The organism is Janthinobacterium sp. JC611, assembly GCF_018682595.1.
GTDB lineage: Bacteria > Pseudomonadota > Gammaproteobacteria > Burkholderiales > Burkholderiaceae_D > Janthinobacterium.
In genome coordinates this window covers 55,239-73,095 of record NZ_JAFLJN010000003.1, presented here as the reverse complement: position 1 = coordinate 73,095, position 17,857 = coordinate 55,239, and the positions used below count along the sequence as shown (strand labels likewise).

Annotated in this window: 12 protein-coding genes; 3 read left to right on the top strand and 9 right to left on the bottom strand. The window is 64.3% G+C overall.

Annotated elements, in window-relative coordinates; translation table 11 throughout:
- The first annotated feature begins 108 nt into the window (after window positions 1-108).
- Complete coding sequence (gene fusA / locus J0O65_RS03215) at window positions 109-2,214, top strand: elongation factor G (protein WP_215404080.1); 2,106 nt, start codon at window positions 109-111, stop codon at window positions 2,212-2,214.
- 3 nt (window positions 2,215-2,217) lie between these two features.
- Here the strand turns inward: fusA and J0O65_RS03210 are convergent, their stop codons facing one another.
- From J0O65_RS03210 to J0O65_RS03195, 4 genes are read right to left on the bottom strand one after another with little or no spacing between them, the layout of a single operon-like run.
- Window positions 2,218-3,381, bottom strand: coding sequence for an HlyD family secretion protein (locus J0O65_RS03210; protein ID WP_215404078.1), 1,164 nt, complete (start codon window positions 3,379-3,381; stop codon window positions 2,218-2,220).
- A 21-nt stretch (window positions 3,382-3,402) separates the two neighbouring features.
- Entirely contained in the window at window positions 3,403-4,848 is a 1,446-nt protein-coding gene (locus tag J0O65_RS03205) for an efflux transporter outer membrane subunit (protein WP_215404076.1), read from the bottom strand.
- Window positions 4,849-4,853: 5 nt separating this feature from the next.
- Window positions 4,854-6,428 carry a DHA2 family efflux MFS transporter permease subunit gene (locus J0O65_RS03200; RefSeq protein ID WP_215404074.1) on the bottom strand — a complete coding sequence of 525 codons (1,575 nt, stop codon included), beginning with the start codon at window positions 6,426-6,428 and terminating at the stop codon, window positions 4,854-4,856.
- Window positions 6,428-6,883 (bottom strand): MarR family winged helix-turn-helix transcriptional regulator, encoded by a 456-nt coding sequence (locus J0O65_RS03195; protein WP_215404072.1) that lies wholly within the window; start codon window positions 6,881-6,883, stop codon window positions 6,428-6,430. Before J0O65_RS03195 ends, J0O65_RS03200 begins: the two co-directional genes overlap by 1 nt.
- 130 nt (window positions 6,884-7,013) lie before the next feature.
- On the opposite strand from J0O65_RS03195, the gene J0O65_RS03190 reads away from it, so the two are divergent.
- A complete protein-coding gene (locus J0O65_RS03190) occupies window positions 7,014-7,544 on the top strand; it encodes an SRPBCC family protein (protein WP_215404070.1) in 531 nt (176 codons plus the stop codon).
- 282 nt (window positions 7,545-7,826) lie between these two features.
- Here the strand turns inward: J0O65_RS03190 and J0O65_RS03185 are convergent, their stop codons facing one another.
- Window positions 7,827-8,321, bottom strand: coding sequence for a hypothetical protein (locus J0O65_RS03185; RefSeq protein WP_215404067.1), 495 nt, complete (start codon window positions 8,319-8,321; stop codon window positions 7,827-7,829).
- A 314-nt stretch (window positions 8,322-8,635) separates the two neighbouring features.
- Entirely contained in the window at window positions 8,636-9,541 is a 906-nt protein-coding gene (locus J0O65_RS03180; protein ID WP_215404065.1) for an alpha/beta hydrolase, read from the bottom strand.
- A 140-nt stretch (window positions 9,542-9,681) separates the two neighbouring features.
- On the opposite strand from J0O65_RS03180, the gene J0O65_RS03175 reads away from it, so the two are divergent.
- Window positions 9,682-12,882: a PAS domain-containing protein gene (locus tag J0O65_RS03175; protein ID WP_353056149.1), complete on the top strand. Its 3,201-nt coding sequence runs from the start codon at window positions 9,682-9,684 to the stop codon at window positions 12,880-12,882.
- Window positions 12,883-12,886: 4 nt separating this feature from the next.
- On the opposite strand, the gene J0O65_RS03170 is transcribed toward J0O65_RS03175, so the two are convergent.
- The 3 genes from J0O65_RS03170 to J0O65_RS03160 are packed head-to-tail and all read right to left on the bottom strand — an operon-like array spanning window position 12,887 to window position 17,829.
- Window positions 12,887-15,760 carry a PAS domain S-box protein gene (locus tag J0O65_RS03170; protein ID WP_215404063.1) on the bottom strand — a complete coding sequence of 958 codons (2,874 nt, stop codon included), beginning with the start codon at window positions 15,758-15,760 and terminating at the stop codon, window positions 12,887-12,889.
- A 7-nt stretch (window positions 15,761-15,767) separates the two neighbouring features.
- A complete protein-coding gene (locus J0O65_RS03165) occupies window positions 15,768-16,958 on the bottom strand; it encodes a hybrid sensor histidine kinase/response regulator (RefSeq protein ID WP_251373355.1) in 1,191 nt (396 codons plus the stop codon).
- Entirely contained in the window at window positions 16,948-17,829 is an 882-nt protein-coding gene (locus tag J0O65_RS03160) for a CheR family methyltransferase (RefSeq protein ID WP_215404061.1), read from the bottom strand. Before J0O65_RS03160 ends, J0O65_RS03165 begins: the two co-directional genes overlap by 11 nt.
- Window positions 17,830-17,857: the final 28 nt, after the last annotated feature.

Here is a 17,857-nt window from a genome sequence, read left to right as displayed (position 1 = left end):
TGTTGTATGCATGGTAAAAACCGGTCGCCCGTGCCGCTCAAATCGATGTCTGCTACACTGGAAAACCGGTGCAGACAGTGGCGCGCCGGGCTAGCCATGGAGATTGTGATGACCCGCAAAACACCTATCGAGCGCTACCGCAACATCGGCATCAGCGCCCATATCGACGCCGGCAAGACCACCACCACCGAGCGCATCCTGTTTTATACGGGGGTCAATCACAAGATCGGCGAAGTGCACAATGGCGCCGCCACCATGGACTGGATGGAGCAGGAGCAGGAACGGGGCATCACCATCACCTCGGCCGCCACCACGGCCTTCTGGAAAGGCATGGCAGGCAACTTCCCCGAACACCGCATCAACATCATCGATACGCCCGGTCACGTGGATTTCACGATTGAAGTCGAGCGTTCGATGCGCGTGCTCGACGGCGCCGTGATGGTCTACGACGCCGTCGGCGGCGTGCAGCCACAGTCCGAGACCGTCTGGCGGCAAGCCAACAAATACCATGTGCCGCGCATCGCCTTCATCAACAAGATGGACCGCGTGGGGGCGGACTTCCTGCGCGTGCGCCAGCAGATCGCCGAGCGCCTGAAAGGCGTGGCCGTGCCCATCCAGCTGCCGATCGGCGCCGAAGAGCATTTCACGGGCGTCATCGACCTGCTGAAAATGCGCGCCATCACCTGGGACGACGCCAGCCAGGGCGTGCAGTTCAGCTATGGCGAGATTCCCGCCAGCTTGCTGGCGCAGGCGCAGGAATGGCACGAGCACCTGGTCGAGCATGCGGCCGAGGCCACGGCCGAGATGACGGAACGCTACCTGAATGGCGACACGTTCACGGAAGCGGAGCTGAAACAGGCCTTGCGCGCGCGCACCATCCGCAATGAAATCGTGCCCATGCTGTGCGGCAGCGCCTTCAAGAACAAGGGCGTGCAGGCCATGCTGGACGCCGTCATCGAATACCTGCCGTCGCCGATGGAAGTGCCGCCCATCATGGGACATGACGAGCACGACAACGAGGTGGAGCGCCACCCGGCGGACGACGAGCATTTTTCGGCCCTCGCTTTCAAGATCATGACGGACCCGTTCGTGGGGCAGCTGACCTTCTTCCGCGTGTATTCGGGCGTGGTCAATTCAGGCGACATGGTCTACAACCCCACCAAGAGCGCGCGCGAGCGGCTGGGGCGCATCCTGCAGATGCATGCGAACGAGCGCAAGGAAATCAAGGAAGTGTATGCGGGCGACATCGCCGCCGCCGTGGGCCTGAAAGCCGTCACCACGGGCGACACCCTGTGCGCCATCGATCACGTCATCGTGCTGGAAAAGATGATCTTCCCGGAACCCGTGATTTCCCAGGCCGTGGAACCGAAGACCAAGCAGGACCAGGAAAAGATGGGCATCGCCCTAAACCGCCTGGCGCAGGAAGACCCGTCGTTCAAGGTGCATACGGACGAGGAATCGGGCCAGACCATCATGTCGGGCATGGGGGAATTGCACCTGGAAATTCTGGTCGACCGCATGCGGCGCGAATTCGGCGTGGAAGCCAATGTCGGCAAGCCGCAGGTGGCCTACCGCGAAACCATCACGCGCGCAGTGGAAGACGTCGAGGGCAAGTTCGTCAAGCAGTCGGGCGGACGGGGCCAGTACGGCCACGTGGTGCTCAAGCTGGAACCCTTGCCGCCAGGCACCGGTTACCAGTTCGTCGACGCCATCAAGGGCGGCGTGGTGCCGCGCGAATTCATCCCCGCCGTCGACAAGGGCATCGCCGAAACCTTGAAGTCGGGCGTGCTGGCCGGCTATCCGGTCGTCGACGTCAGAGCGACGCTGACCTTTGGCTCCTACCACGACGTCGATTCGAACGAAAACGCGTTTCGCATGGCCGGCTCCATCGCCTTCAAGGAGGGCATGCGCAAGGCCCATGCCGTGCTGCTGGAACCGATGATGCAGGTGGAGGCGGAAACACCGGAAGAGTTCATGGGCAACGTCATGGGCGACCTGACGGCCCGCCGCGGCATGGTGCAGGGCGTCGACGACATCCCCGGCGGCGCGGGCCGCATCGTCAAGGCCCTGGTGCCGCTGGCGGAAATGTTCGGTTACTCGACGACCTTGCGTTCGCTGACCCAGGGCCGCGCCACCTACACGATGGAATTCAAGCACTATGCGGCCGTGCCCAAGCATATCCTGGACCAGGTGGCGGCGGGGAAGGTGAAGTAGGCGTCAGTGGAGTAAATTCTGCGCAATGATGGCGTCCGCCATCTTTTCCGCCTCATCCACGGGCTGGTTCAGCGCCTGCGTCGTGTAGACCGTGCTGGCCACCAGCGGCTGGTCCAGGGTTGCCCCTTCGCCATGGCTGGTGTCCACCGTCACCGTGGTCGACAGGCCGATGCGCAGCGGGTGGGCGGCCAGCTCCTTTGGGTCCAGCGTGATGCGCACGGGCACGCGCTGCACCACCTTGATCCAGTTGCCCGTGGCGTTTTGCGCCGGCAGCAGGGAAAACGCGCTGCCCGTGCCGGCCGACATGCCCAGCACCTTGCCGTGGTACACCACCTTGTTGCCATACAAATCCGTTTCGATGGTGGCCGCCTGGCCTACGCGGATATTGCGCAATTCGGATTCCTTGAAGTTCGCATCGACCCATAGCTGGTCCAGCGGCACGATGGACATCAAGGGCGTGCCCGGCGTCACGTGCGTGCCCAGCTGCACGCTGCGCTTGGCCACATAGCCGGAAACGGGCGCCACCACGGCGTTGCGGCGCACGGCCAGCCACGCCTGCAACACGTCGCCCCGGGCCGACAGCACGGCCGGATGGCCGGCCAGGTGCACGCCGGCCACGCCCGATTTGGCCGACTCGGCCTGGCGCTGCGCCACCGTCAAGGCCGCTTTCGCGTCATTGACGGCCTGTTTCGCATGGACCAGGTCTTCGCCCGAGATCGTCTGATCCGCCGCCAGCGGCGCGCGGCGCGCCAGGTTGCCCTGCGCCGTGGCCAGGGCCAGGCGGCGCTGCTCGATGACGGCGTCGTACTGCGCCACGCTGGCATAGCGTTCGCGCTCCTGGCGCACGACGTTGCCCAGCCGCGCCTGCGCCTGGCTCAAGGCCAGGTCCGCATCGATGGCGTTCAGGGTGATCAGCGGCGCGCCCGCTTTCACCATCTGCGTCTCGTCGGCGCGGATGGCGTCGACATTGCCCGTCACTTGCGCCGACAGGGTGACCAGGTTGCCGCCCACATAGGCGTTGTCCGTCACCTCTTCCCTGGACAGCACCAGTTGATAATAGGCGGCCCAGGCGCCGCTGGCCACGACAAAGGCGGCCGTGATGGCGATCAGGACGGCCTTGCGCTTGCCGGGGGTGTCATTGCTGGTTGTGGTGGTGTCGTTGCTCATGATGTATTCCGTAATCGATGGTTATTGTTGTGTCGTCGCGGCGGCGAAATCGCTGCTGCCCCGGTAGCCGCCGCCCAGCGCCACGCTCAGGCTGATTTCCGCGTCCTGGCGCTGGTGTTGCAACTGCAAGCCCAGGTCGACCTGGCCGCGCACGGTCATTTCCGCGTTCAGTTGCGTGGCGCGGTCGGCCAGGCCTTGCTTGAGCCGCGCATTCGCGTTGCGCAGCTGCGCCTGGCTGGCGTGCAGGTTTTCCTCTTGCAGGCGCAGCTGGTTTTCCACGCCTTGCACTGTCGCGCCGGCCTGCGCCACGTCGCGCACGACATGGAAGACGTGCTGGTTGTAGTCGGCGATCAATTCGTTGCGTTCGCTGCGCGCGCCGCCAAGCTGCGCCTGCAGGCGGCCGCTGTCGAACAGGGGCAGCGACAGGGCCGGGCCGATGAACAGGGTGCGGCTGCCGGACTGCAGCAGCCGGCCCAGCTTGATCGCATCGAGGCCGAACGAGGCCCCCAGGTCGATATCGGGATAGAACGATGCCTGCGCCGCCTCGATCTTGCTCATGGCCGCCTCGACCCGCCAGCGCGCCGCCTGCAAATCGGGCCGGCGCGCCAGCAATTCCAGGCCCAGCTTGCCGGGCAGGGCGTGCGGCAGCGGCTGGGCTTGCCTCGGCTGCAGGCCGGCCAAGGCAGCGCCATCCGCCCCGAGCAGGGCGCGCAAGGCTTCGCGTTCCGTGACGATCTGCGTTTCCAGCAGGGCAATTTGTTGCTGCAGCAGGCTCAAGCGCGTTTGCGCGGACAGATGGTCGTCGCTGACGCCCAGGCCGTTGGCGATGCGCTTTTCCTTGTCCAGCACCAGCAGCTGCTGCAGTTTGACCAGCGCATGCAGGTTGTCCATGCGGGCCCAGCCATTTTGCATGCTGAAGTAATGGCGGGCGATCTCGGCGGCCAGCATCTGTTCCGCCATCGCATACTCGGCGCGGCGCGCGTTGACTTCGCCCAGGCTGGCGGCGATCTGCGCCTTGTGCCTGCCCCACCAGTCCAGGTCGTAATGGGCTTGCACGCCCACGGTGACCTCATTGTAATAATTGCCGCCGATGGGGGCGGGCATCAGGCCATTGCCCGAATAGCGCTGGCGGTTGGCATTCGCGCCCAGGTCCAGCGTGGCGCCGCGCTGCGCGTGCTGCGCATCGAACGCGGACAGGGCCGAGCCGATGCGGGCATTCGCCACGTCCAGGTTCGGGCTGGCGGCCAGCGCCTGCCCGATCAGCTGGTCCAGCTGGGCGTCCTGGAACTGGCGCCACCACTGGGCGGCGGGCCAGCCTTCGCTGGCCAGGTGGATGTCGGCCGCCAGTTGCACGGTGGCCAGGTCTTGCTGCGGCAGCCGTTGCGTGTCGGGCGGGATGCTGGCGCAGCCGGCCAGGGACAAACTGAGCGCCAATACGCGCAGGGAGAGTTTTATCGGTGTGTGCATGAGGGTTATTCCATGGCCGCGTGGTCGACGACGACGGGCGCATTCTTTTTCGGTGGTTTGATCAGGAGCAAAAGCGGCAAGACGAGGATGGTCAGCCACATCATCAGCCAGAAGTCGTCGAGGTAGGCGATCATCGACGCCTGCCGCGTGATTTCGCCATTCAGCGCCGCCATGCCCGTGCCGGTGCCCAGGTTGTAGACACTGGCGATGGCAGGGTCATGCAAGGCCGGGTTGGCGATATGGATGTGTTCCGTCAGGGAGGCATGGGCGATCTGCGTATTGCGCACCAACAAGGTCTGCACGAGGGCGATGCCGATGCTGCTGCCGATATTGCGCACCAGGCTGTAAATGGCCGTGCCTTCCGCCCGCATCTGCGGCGACAGGGTGGCAAACGTGGCCGCGCTCAGGGGCACGAAGACGAGGCCCAGGCCGATGCCCTGGATGATGCCGTTCCACACGACCGTCTTCGGCACCAGGTCCAGCGTGAAATTGGCCATTTGCCACAGCGAGAACGCGGTAATGGAAAAGCCCACGCCCAGCAGGATGCGCGTATCGATCTTGCCCGTCAGCTTGCCGACGATCAGCATGGCCAGCATCGTGCCCAGCCCGCTGGGCGCCGTCACCAGGCCGGCGATGGCCGCCGGATAGTTCATCAAGCCTTGCAGCATCGATGGCGTCAGCGCGCGGGTGGCGAACAGCACCATGCCGACGATGAAGATGAACAACAAGCCGCTCACATAGTTCGAGTTTTTCAGCAGCCGGTAGTCGAGGAAGGACTTGCCGGCCGGGCGCAAGGCCGTGTGGGCGATGAAGTAACACAAGCTCATGGTCAGCACGATGGCTTCGATCCACGTTTCCGTGGAAGAAAACCAATCGTTCTGTTCGCCCCGGTCCAGCAGCATCTGCAGCGCGCCGATCGACAGGCTCAGGGTGGCAAAGCCGAACATGTCGAAGGTCATGCGGCGGTTGGGCGGGTCCTTGCGGATGTAGCGCCAGATACCATAGAAAGCCATGGCGCCGATGGGGATGTTGATGAAGAAGACCCAGCGCCAGCTATAGCTGTCCGTCAGCCAGCCGCCCAGGGTCGGTCCCAGGATGGGGCCGATCATCACGCCCATGCCCCAGATGGCCATGGCCGAGCCGTGCTTTTCGCGCGGATTGATGTCGAGCAGCACGGCCTGCGACAGCGGCACGAGGGCCGCGCCGAACACGCCCTGCAGCAGACGGGCGGCGACGATCTCGGACAGGGTGCCGGACAGGCCGCACAGCACGGAAGCGATGGTAAAGCCGGCCACGGAGACGAGAAAGGTGTTCTTCTGGCCGTAGCGGTCGCACAGCCAGCCCGTCAGGGGCGTGGCGATGGCGGCGGCGACGATGAAGGAGGTCAGCACCCAGGTGATCTGGTCTTGCGAGGCGGACAGGCTGCCCTGCATGTGGGGCAGGGCGACGTTGGCGATGGTGCCGTCGAGGGCCTGGATGATGGTGGCGAGCATGATCGAGATCGTGATCATGCGCCGGTTCAGGCTGGGGTCCTCGGAAGCGGGCAGGGCCGCTGCAGCACTGGCGGAGGCGGAACGCATCAGGCGCATCCACCCTGGTCCGTGCCGCCGATTTCCGTCGTGCGCTGCAGCGTTTCCAGCAACTCGGTGGCGGCCAGCAGTTGCGCCGGGTCGATGCCTTGCAGTAGCTCCTTGCGGTAGCCATCCGCTTCCTTGCGCACGGTGTCATACACGCGCATGCCCGCCTCGGTCAGCACCACCAGCTTGACCCTGCGGTCGGTCTCCGACGGCTGGCGCTGCACGAAGCCCGATTTCACGAGCCGGTCCAGCATCGACACCATGGTGGGGTTTTCCACGCCCAGCTGGTGCGCCAGCTCGCTTTGCGAGGGCGGCTGCGGCGATTTGGCGATCATGGCGATGCACATCCAGCTTGCTTGCCCCAGGTCCAGGTCTTTCAGGCGGCGGTCGATGGCATGGCGCCAGCCGCGCGCCGTCTTGTGGAGCGCGGCGGAAAAGCGCTCTTCGATAGAAGTCATAAGGTAAGTCGTCTAATAGTTAGGTCTCGAACGAATATTCTAGCATGCCCCTTTGACAGGCGTACAGGCCTTCCCGTTTATCGGCGCCGCTGGTACATTAAGGGCCAGTCCACCAACACAGGGAGAGCGCATGAGCACCGCAGAACAGAAGCAGGACGGCCAGCACCGCGACAGCAGCGACTTTGTCATCACGCAAACTTTCGACGCGCCGCGCGAGCTGGTATTTCAATCGTGGGTGGAACCGGAGCGCCTGGCCCAGTGGTGGGGCCCGGTTGGTTTCGAATTGAGCGTGCTGGCGCTGGATTTGCAGCCGGGCGGCGTTTTCCACTACGGCATGCGCGCCGACAATGGCTATGAGATGTGGGGCAAGTTCACCTATCAGGCGATCGAAGCGCCGGAACGCATCGTGTCCATCCTGTCGTTTGCGGACAAACAGGGCAATGCCGTGCAGCACCCGGTCAGCGCCACTTGGCCGCTGGAATCGTTCAATACGATGACCCTTACCGAGGAAAACGGCAAGACGACGATGACCTTGCGCTCGACGCCGCACAAGGCGACGGATGAGCAGCATCGGACTTTTGTGGAAGGGCATGAGTCGATGAAGGAGGGATTCAAGGCTACCTTCGCCCAGCTGGCGCAGTACCTGGCGCGTGTTCAGTAATATTTAAGAACAGCGGGCCGGAGTCGCGGGCCTGAGAAAATGCCCATGGCTGCGTTGCTTGGGCTCGCCGTACTCATCGTACTGTCTTCGCCCGCGCGCCTTGCCCTGGCCATTTTTCAGGCCCGCTGGGCCCGGGGAGCCTGGTTTGAGGGGGCGGGCCTAATCTTGTGAGCGGGTGCTTTACGTTTAGGTATGACAGCTATCGGTCCGCAGCGTAGCGAAGGGAAGAGCGCAGAGCAGATGCGACTGGGTTATGCAACGTATTCACCCATCTCCAGACAATTAGTACAGTTCGTTTTTAGGTGCACGTTGTGATTGGCACTTGAGCTGCGTCGACGCGCTATTGGCACATTCAGCAGTTGAGCAATCAACAGGCATATTGTTATTGTCGGTTGCGCATTCGCTGGCGGCAGGTGGCGTTTCTGTCTTTTCATCAGCTTTCTCGGAATCAGAATAGACAGGAACGTTACTAGCGCTTTCTGATACCACCGCCTGTTCTGAAGCCGGCTCTAACTGGACATTTTGGCGCTCAAGCGGCGCCAGCACTTCCATAGAGGCTGGCGGCGTTGGAGGCTCTTGTGTGGTTGTTTCTTTTTTGTTTCCGCTGAAAATTGCAGCCCCAACAACGATTAACGCGATTATACCTATTCCGCCGCCAGTAAATCCCACCTCGGAACTACCGCATGACGGACATTTCAGTGAAATACTTTTCCCTCGTGGGTACCATGTATACCCGCATTTTTTGCATTTGTTTTGTGAACGTTTGGTAGTTGCCATATTTTTATATTATTTCAGTGAGCATGGCGGAAAATGGGCTGTTACAAACCGTCATATCAAGGTGTGGTCAACTCCTATGTATCAGCTGTTAAATCGAGGTGACTTAATGCCTGAGGATAAATGGAAAATGATCCTCGATTCTGAGGCCGCCCGATAGCATATTCTATTCTATTTTTGCTGGAGGGAAAGATATATACATATTGTTTCCATTTAAATAATTGTAAGGCATTTTCCAATACATTCAAACAAAAAAATTTGGTGACTGTTCAAGCGCTATGCGACTGGCCGGAAAGGATTGCCGGCGATGGCGCGCTTCATTCCGCCTCCATCCCCAGCATCCCCCGCACCACCGGCAAAATCATCCCCCAAGCATTCGACGTCGCCGCAATCTCGTCATAATGACTGGCGCCAGGCAAAATCAGCACTTCCGCATGGTCGCCGGCTTTGATTGCCTTGGCCGCATAGTCGTGCGCGACTCTGGGTGGGGAGATGGTATCGAGCTCGCCTGTGATCAGGACGGTGCGGCTGCCGTTGGGGATGAGGTCGGCGGCGTTGGTGTCGCTGTAGATGTCGGGGCGCTCGGTGCTGGCGCTGCCTGCCAGTTGGGCGATGTCGCGCTCGCAGCTGGTCTTGATCAACTCCTTTTCATGGCGCAGGTCGGCCAGGCCGCCCAGGCTGATGATGTTTTTGACTGGCAGGAACTGGTCGCGGTACAGGGGGCTGGTCTTCGGCAGCTTTTCCCTGCCGGCGATCCATTGCGCCAGCTGGCCGCCGGCCGAGTGGCCCATGGCGACGATGCGACGCGTGTCGATCTGGTACTGGGGCGCGTGCTGCCGCAGGCTGTCCAGCGCCGCGTGCATGTCCTCATACGTGCCCGGATAGCCGCCGCGCGGCTCGTCCACGCGCCGGTATTCCACATTCCACACGGCGATGCCTTGCGCCACCAGGGCGCCGGCCACGTTGCGCATTTGCCTGATGCCGCCGAAGGCCACCGTCCAGCAGCCGCCATGCACGAGCACGACGACGGGGAACGGTCCGCTGCCTTCGGGCCGGAACAGCTGCGCGTATTGCGATGGCGCGGGGCCGTATGCGATCTGCGCCGTGGGCGGCGGGCCGTTCAGGGCCAGGTAGTCTTCCAGGCTCATGGGGGCGGCGACGGCGCCTTGCACGGAGGCGAGCAGGGCGGTGGCGATCAGGGAAGATGGCAGGGACGTGGGCATCGTTGCTTTCGCTTGAGAATAGAGCAACACTTTAGCATAGGGCAGCGCGGCCGCGGAGATCAAGTCGTGGACTGTTTTCCTCCTGCAAGAGGGTTGCCCCATGGTATATTTCGGGCATCAGTTTTCCCCATATCGACACGGTGCACGCAAACAACATCCTTTCCTTGCTGGACGCCGAGCATGGTGCGCTGGGCAGCATCGCGGCAGGCGCCGACCTGGCCCATGCACTGGAACACCTGTTGCTGGCGCTGCAAGACCTGGCCGAGGGCGGCGCGCATGCCTGCCTCGTGCTCATCGACGAAGCCGACCGCTTTTGCGGCTTGTCCGCGCCCAGCCTGCCGCAAGACCTGTGCCTGGCCCTGCGGCACGGCGGCGAACAGCCGTCCCCGTTCGGCACGGCCGCCTTTTCCGGCGCGCCCGTGTATTGCGGCGACATCACGCGCGACGTGCACTGGAGCGCGGGACGCAAGGAAGCCATGCTGCACGGCTACCGTGCCTGCTGGGTCGCCCCCGTCTTCGGCGCCAAGGGGCATATCCTGGGCGTGCTGGGCCTGTTTTTCCAGGCGACATGCCATCCCACGCAACCGGAGATCGAACTGCTGGCGCTGGCCGCGCGCGTGGCCGCGCACGTCATCGAGCGGGGCCAGCTGGAACGGGCGCTGCACGACAGCCGCGAACATTTTCATTACGCCATCGAACTCAATACGCAAGTGCTGTGGACGGCCGACGTCGACGGCAAGCTCGATTACGTGGCGCAGCGCTGGCGCGAATGGACGGGGGGCAGCGGCCTGGGCACCAGCTGGCTGGACGCCATCCACCCCGAGGATATCCCCCAGTCCTTGGCGGCCTGGAGCGAAGCGGTGGGCAGCGGCCAGCCTTTCGACCAAGAAATGCGCGTGCGCCGGCAAGACGGTCAGTACCGCTGGATGCGTTCGCGCGCGTATTGCCGGCAAGACGAGCGCGGCCAACCCGCGAAATGGTACGGCTCGTGCGAGGATATCGATGAACACTGGCAGGCGCGCAACGCCTTGCTCGACAGCGAAGCGCAGTTCCGTTCGCTCGCTTCCACCATGCCGAACCAGGCCTGGCTGGCGCATGGCAGCGGCGCCACTTACTGGGTCAACGAGCAGGTCTGCGAATACACGGGACAATCGCTGAAGTCGCTGGTGGCCAGCGGCTTTCGCCACTGCGTGCATCCGGACGACGTGCAGGCCACGCAAAAAAGCTGGGAACGGGCCGTCGCCACCGCCAGCGCCTACGAGCACGAGTTCCGCATGCGCCGCGCCAGCGACGGCGCCTACCGCTGGTTCCTGGCGCGCGCCTTGCCCCTGTTCGACGAAGCGGGCACGGTGCTGCGCTGGGTGGGCACGAATACGGACGTGCAGGAACAGAAGAACGTGCTGGAAAAGATGGCTTACCTGAATTCCTCGCTGGAAGTGGAAATGGCCAACCGCACGGCCGACCGCGACCGCATGTGGCGGCTGTCGACCGACATCATGCTGGTGGCTGACCTGGCCGGCATGATCATCGCCGTCAATCCCGCCTGGAGCAAGATCCTCGAGCGCCCGGAAATCGAGTCGCTGGGCATGGATTTCATCAGCCTCGTGCATCCCGACGACCGCATGGCCGCCTTGAAGGACTTGTCGCGCCTGGCCCATGGCGCGCCCACCTTGCGCATGGAAAACCGCTACCGGCGCCGCGATGGCGGCTACCGCTGGATTTCCTGGACGGCCGTGCCGGCGCAAAAGCTGATCCACGCCATCGGCCGCGACGTCACCGATGAAAAGGAGGCGCGCCTGGCGCTGGTGCGCAGCGAGCAGGCTTTATTGCAGGCGCAGAAGCTGGAATCGATCGGCAAGCTGACGGGCGGCGTGGCCCACGACTTCAATAACGTGCTGCAAATTATCTCGGGCAATTTGCAGTTGCTGAAGCTGACGGTGGCCGACAATCCGCAGGCGGCCAGGCGCCTCGATTCTGCCGCCTCGGCCGTCGAACGGGGCGCCAAGCTGTCGTCGCAACTGCTGGCCTTTGCGCGGCGCCAGCCGTTGAAACCGCTCGTGACGGACCTGGGGCGCTTGTTGCGCCGCATGCACGACCTGATCCGCCGCGCCCTGGGCGAGGCGATTGCCGAGGAAACCTTCATCAGCGAAGGCTTGTGGCATACGCTGGTCGACCCGAACCAGATGGAAAACGTACTGCTGAACATGGCCATCAATGCGCGCGATGCGATGGAGAAGGGCGGGCGCCTCACTTTTACCTTGAGCAACGTCACGCTCGACGCCGACTACGCCAGCCTGCATGCCGACGTGCTGGAGGGGCAATACGTGCTGCTGACCATCACCGACACGGGCCACGGCATGGAGCGCGACGTGATCGACCAGATCTTCGAGCCCTTCTTCACCACCAAGCGCGAAGGCGAGGGCACGGGCCTGGGCCTGTCCATGGCCTACGGCTTCATCCGCCAGAGCGCGGGCCACATCAAGGTGCACAGCGCGCCGGGCGCCGGCACGACTTTCAAGATTTATTTGCCCCGTTCGCTGGAAAAACTGGCCGAGCCGCCACCGGGCCTGACGGGCCCCGTGCTGGGCGGCAGCGAGACCATCCTCGTGGTGGAAGACGATGCGCCCGTGCAGCATACGGTGGTCGACATGCTGCGCGGCCTCGGTTACGACGTGCTGCATGCGGACGACGGCGCCGCGGCGCTGGCCCTGCTGGGCACGGGCGTGGCCATCGACCTGCTGTTTACGGACGTCGTCATGCCGGGGCCCGTCAGCAGCAAGGAGCTGGCGCGGCAGGCCCGGCTGCTGCTGCCGGAGCTGGCCGTGTTGTTTACCTCGGGCTACACGCACAACGCCATCATGCAGGGCGGGCGGCTGGACCCGGGCGTGGAGTTGCTCAGCAAACCCTACCAGCGCGAAGACCTGGCGCGGCGCATCCGCCACGTGCTGGCCGACCGCCGCCTGGTGGGCGCGCCCGACCCTTCCGGGCGGCGCATCTTGCTGGTGGAAGACAATGACGATGCGCGCGAAATGACGACCGAAATGCTCAATATGCTGGGGCACACCGTGCACGGCGTGGCCAGCGCGGAAGCGGCCATGCCGCTGCTGGCCATGCCGGGCCTGGACGTGCTGGTGACGGACATCAGCCTGCCCACCATGTCCGGCCTGGAACTGGCGCGCCATGCGCGCGCGCACTGGCCGCGGCTGGACGTGGTGTTTGCTTCCGGGCACGACTGGGGCGCCAGCCTGATGCAGGACGCCAGCGCGCGCTTCCTGCGCAAGCCGTTTGGCCTGGAAGAGCTGGCCAGCGCACTGAAGGCGCGCCAGCTCGACGTTTACTAGCTTGCTAGCCTGGCGCCAGCAAGGCTTGCTGCAGTTGCTCGACGGTAAATGGTTTCACCAGGAAGCGCGCCTGCGGGTCCAGCACGCCGGAATTGGCGGGCGCGTGGCCGGTGGTAAACACCACTTCCAGCCGCGGATGGTCGCGCGCCGCCAGTTCGGCCAGCTCGGCGCCCGACATGCGCGGCAGGCTGATATCGGTCAGCAACAGTTCCAGTCCCGGCGTGCCCAGCAGGGACAAGGCTTCCTCGGCCGTGCCCACGGATAGCACCGTGTGTCCCAGCATGGCCAGCAGTTCGCTCGTCATGGCGCGCGCGTCGGCATGGTCTTCCACCAGCAGGATGGATCGCGCCCCCGGCGGCGCGGGCGGCTGCGGCGCCAGTTGCGCGCGGTACTGGTGCAGGGCCGTCACGTGACGGCGATTGGCCAGCAGGTGGCGGATGCGCCGCGCCAGGTCTTCGCGTCGGTACGGTTTGCTCAATAATTCCACGCCCGGCTCCAGGCGGCCGCCCCGCATGATGGCGTCCTGCGTGTAGCCCGAGGTAAACAACACTGCCAGCTGCGGCAACAGCACGCGGGCCCGGCGCGCCAGTTCCGTGCTGGCCACCTTGCCCGGCATGACCACATCCGTAAACAGCAGGTCGATGGGCACGCCGCTGCCGATGATGGCCAGCGCGCTTTCGCCCTCGCCGGCGCGCAGCACGCCATAGCCGAGGCCGCGCAACATGTCCACCACCGTCGTCTGCACCTGCACGTCGTCTTCCACCACGAGGATGGTTTCCTTGCCGCCCAGCACGGGGCCGCTCAGCTGCAGCGGCAGTTCCGTTTCCGCTTCGAGCGAGCGCGGCAGGTAGATGCGGAAGGTGCTGCCATGGCCCGGCAGACTGTCCACGGTCAGGTGGCCGCCGCTCTGGCGCAGGAAGCCGTACGCCATGGACAGGCCCAGGCCCGTGCCTTCGCCTTTCGTCGTGAAGAACGGTTCGAAAATCTTGTCCAGCAAGTCGGCGGGAATGCCCGTGCCCGTGTCCGACACGGCCAGTTGCACGTAATCGCCGGGCGCCACGTCCGCATGGCGCGCCGCATAGTCGCTGTCCAGCACGCTGTTGCTCAATTCGATGGTCAGCTGGCCCTGGCCATCCATGGCGTCGCGCGCGTTGATGGCCAGGTTGAGGATGACGTTTTCCAGCTGGTGCGGGTCGACCAGGGCGCGCCAGCAATCGTCGGCCAGCAGCAGACGCGTTTCGATGGTTTCGCCGGTGGCGCGCCGCAGCAGCTCTTCCGTCGAACGCAGCAGTTGCGCCAGGTCCGTCACCAGCGGTTTCAACGGCTGGCGCCGTGCAAAGGCCAACAGCTGGGCCGACAGCTTGGCGCCCCGTTCCACGGCGGCCGAGGCGCTGGCGATGCGCTTGGCGGCCTGCGGGTCGCCGTCCAGGCCCAGCTGCAGCAACTGCAGGTTGCCGGAGATAATTTGCAGCACGTTATTGAAATCGTGGGCCACGCCGCCCGTCAGCTTGCCCAGCGCTTCGAGTTTTTGCGATTGCAGCAGCGCCATTTCGCTATGGCGCAAGGATTCCTGCATGTTGCGCAAGGTGTGTTGCGCCTCTTTTTCCACAGTGACGTGGCGTCCGGTGGCGAAAATCAGGTCACCTTCGATCGCTGCCACCCACGACAGCCAGCGGTGGCCGCCTTCGCGGTGCCGGTAGCGGTTTTCAAAGCTGGGCATGGCTTCCTGCGTCACCTTTGCCAGGGCCAGGCGCGTGGCGGCGGCATCCTCGGGCAGCACGAAGTCGAACAGGCTGCGGCCCAGCATTTCCTCGGGCAGCCAGCCGAGGATGGCTGCCGAGGCCGGGTTGACGGCGGCAAAGCAGCCTTCGGCATCGATGGCCACCATCAAGTCTTGCGCGCTGCGCCACAGCCGCTCGCGTTCGCTGTTGCGCGCGGCCAGCTCGGCTTCCAGCTTCTTTTCCACCGTGATGTCGCGCGCGCTGCAATACACCTTCTCGCCCTCGGGCACGGCCACCCACGACAGCCAGTGCCAGCCGCCCAGCTTGTGGCGATAGCGGTTCTCGAAGCGCAGCGCCGGCTGGCCCTGGTTGGCCGCTTCCCAGGCCGCATGGGTGCGCGGCAAGTCGTCCGGGTGGATCAGTTCAAAAAATTTCGTCGTGCGGATTTCCTCCTCCGACCAGCCCAGGGTGGCTTGCCAGGCGGGGTTCGAGTGCTCGAAATAGCCGTCGAGGTTGAGCACGCCCAGCAAATCGGGGCTGACGTTCCACGTGCGGCCGAACTCGCGCGTGCGCTCGGCCACTTGCGTCTCCATGCTGGCACTGAGGGCGCGCAAGCGCGATTCCGCCTGGGCCCGCAAGATGGTCGACCAGACCCGCTCCGACACTTGCACGGCCAGTTCGATCTCGTCCGCATGCCACAGGCGCGCCGCGCTGCTGTGCACGACGAACAGGGCCGCCAGCCGGCCCTCCTTGGCGATGGGAATGTTCAGGAAGGCACGGATGCCCAGGCGCGCAAACGTGGCCAGCGCGGCCGGCATGGCCGTGCGCGGGTCGCTCGCCACGTCGCTGACAGCGAGCGCCTGGCCGGCGGCCAGCGCATCGGCCAGGCGGGCGGCATAATCGCCGAGGAAATATTCGCCGGCCGCGCCGGGCGCCAGGCCATCGCTCCACGCATGCTGCAGGGTGGGGCATTGCAGGGCCTGGTCGATATCAAAGCAGGCCACTTGCTGGGCGCCCAGGCGCTGTCCCAGCAATTGCGCCGACAAGGCGAGAATCTCGCCCGTGTCTTGCAGCAGGCGCAGCCGGCGTTCCAGTTGCAGCAGGAAGGCCACGCCGCTGGCGCCGGCCTGGCTGCGGGGGGCGGCTGTGCTGGTCATGGGAGCCTCAGCTGCCGGCCAACGGCAGGGTGACGCTGAACAGGGCGCCGCTGCCGGGCTGGCTTTGCAGGGTGATGGCGCCGCCGTGCGCGTCCACCAGCTGCTTGGTGATGAACAGGCCAAGGCCCAGGCCGCCCGTGCGGTCCTGGTGCATGACGCGCTCGAAGGCGTCGAAGATGCGTTCCTGGTCGCGCGCATTGATACCGATGCCATGGTCGCGCACTTCGATGACGGCGCTGTTCTGCGTGTGCGCCAGGCTGATTTCCACGGGCTGGCCCTGGCCGTAGCGCACGGCATTGCTGATCAGGTTGACGACGATCTGCTCGACGCGGAAGGCATCCCAGTAACCCTGGATGGGCTCGAAGGCCATCACTTCCAGCACGCTGCCCGTGGTGGCCGCATACGGGCCCAGATCGTCTGCCACGCGGCGTACCAGGCTGGTCAGGTCGACGGCTTCGCGGCGGATCGACAGCTTGCCGCTGGTGATGCGCGAGACGTCGAGCATGTCGTCGATCAGGCGCACCATGCTGCGGATTTGCCGCCCGTCGCGCGCCACCATCTTGCCCAGTTTCTCAGGCTCGAAGGCGGCCAGGTTGCCTCGCTCCAGGTTGACGGTGCGCATCTGCGTTTCCAGGAACAGCGTGTTCAAGGGCGTGCGCAGCTCGTGCGCCACCATGGACATGAATTCGTCGCGCAGGCGCAGCGAGCGCTGCAATTCGGCCTGGGTGGCGCGCAATTCTTTCAATAACGCTTCCTGCTGCTGGCGGCTGTGTTCGAGCGCCTGCACCTGGCGCCGCGTTTCGCTGCGCTGCTGGTGCAGGGCGACAAAGACATTGACCTTGCTTTGCACGGCATTGATGTCGAGCGGCTTGTGCAGGAAGTCGACGGCGCCGCTTTCATAGCCCTGGAAGGCGAAATTCATTTCCTTGCCGGCCGCCGTGACGAAGACGATGGGGATGTGGCGCGTCTTTTCCGTGCCGCGCATCAATTGCGCCAGTTCAAAGCCATCCATTTCCGGCATTTGCACGTCGAGGATGGCCAGCGCGAAATCGTGTTCCAGCAGCAGGGCCAGCGCTTCTTCGCCCGAGGAGGCCTGGTAGACGCTGCGGTCGCTCTCGCGGATCAGCGCATTGAGCGCGCGCAAGTTCTCGGGCAAGTCGTCGACGATCAAGAGTTTGGTGCTTGTTTCATTCATCATGTTTCATTCCTGGCATGTGCCGTCCAGCGTAATGGGAAGCGGCGTGCGACGGCGCACGCTTGCGGTAGAGCTTTTCGGGACCCGGCAAGGGTTCGAAGTCGGCGGCAAAGCGCGTGAAATGCGTGCTTTCCTTGCTGCCCAGGCCCAGGAAACCCCGGTGGCACAGCGAGTCGTGGAACAGGCCCAGGGCCCGCTCCTGCAAGGTTTTATTGAAGTAAATCAATACGTTACGGCAACAAATCAATTGCGTTTCGATAAAGACGCTGTCCGTGGACAGGCTGTGGTCGGCAAAGTTGATCCTGTCGAGCAAGCGTTGCTGGAAGCGCGCCGTGGCATGCTCGACCGTGTAATAGTCGGCCAGCTGGCCCAGGCCGCCCGCGGCCAGGTAATTGGCGCCATAGTCGGCCATGCGGTGCAGCGGATACACGCCGCGCGCGGCCGTGGCCAGCGCTTGCGGATTGATGTCGGTGGAGTAAATCGTGCTGCGTTCGAGCAAGCCTTCCTCGTGCAGCACGATGGCCAGCGACAGCGCCTCTTCTCCCGTGCAGCAGCCGGCCACCCAGATCGTCGGCGACGGATAGGTTTTCAGCACGGGCACCACCTGTTCGCGCAAGGTGCGGAAAAACGCCGGATCGCGGAACATTTGCGTTACCGGCACGGTCAAAATCTGCAGCAGCTTGCCAAACGCCACCGGGTCGTCCAGCACCAGTTGCTGCAAGGCGGGCAGGTCGGCGCAATGCAGGCGCTCCAGCGCCTGATGCAGGCGGCGCCGCTGCGAGGGTAGGGAATAGTCGCGAAAATCATAGCTGTAGCGCTGACAGATCGCCTCCATCAGCGCATGCAGTTGCGCGTCCGTGGTGCGCTGAGACATCAGTGCCGCTCCCGGGCATGGCGTGTCA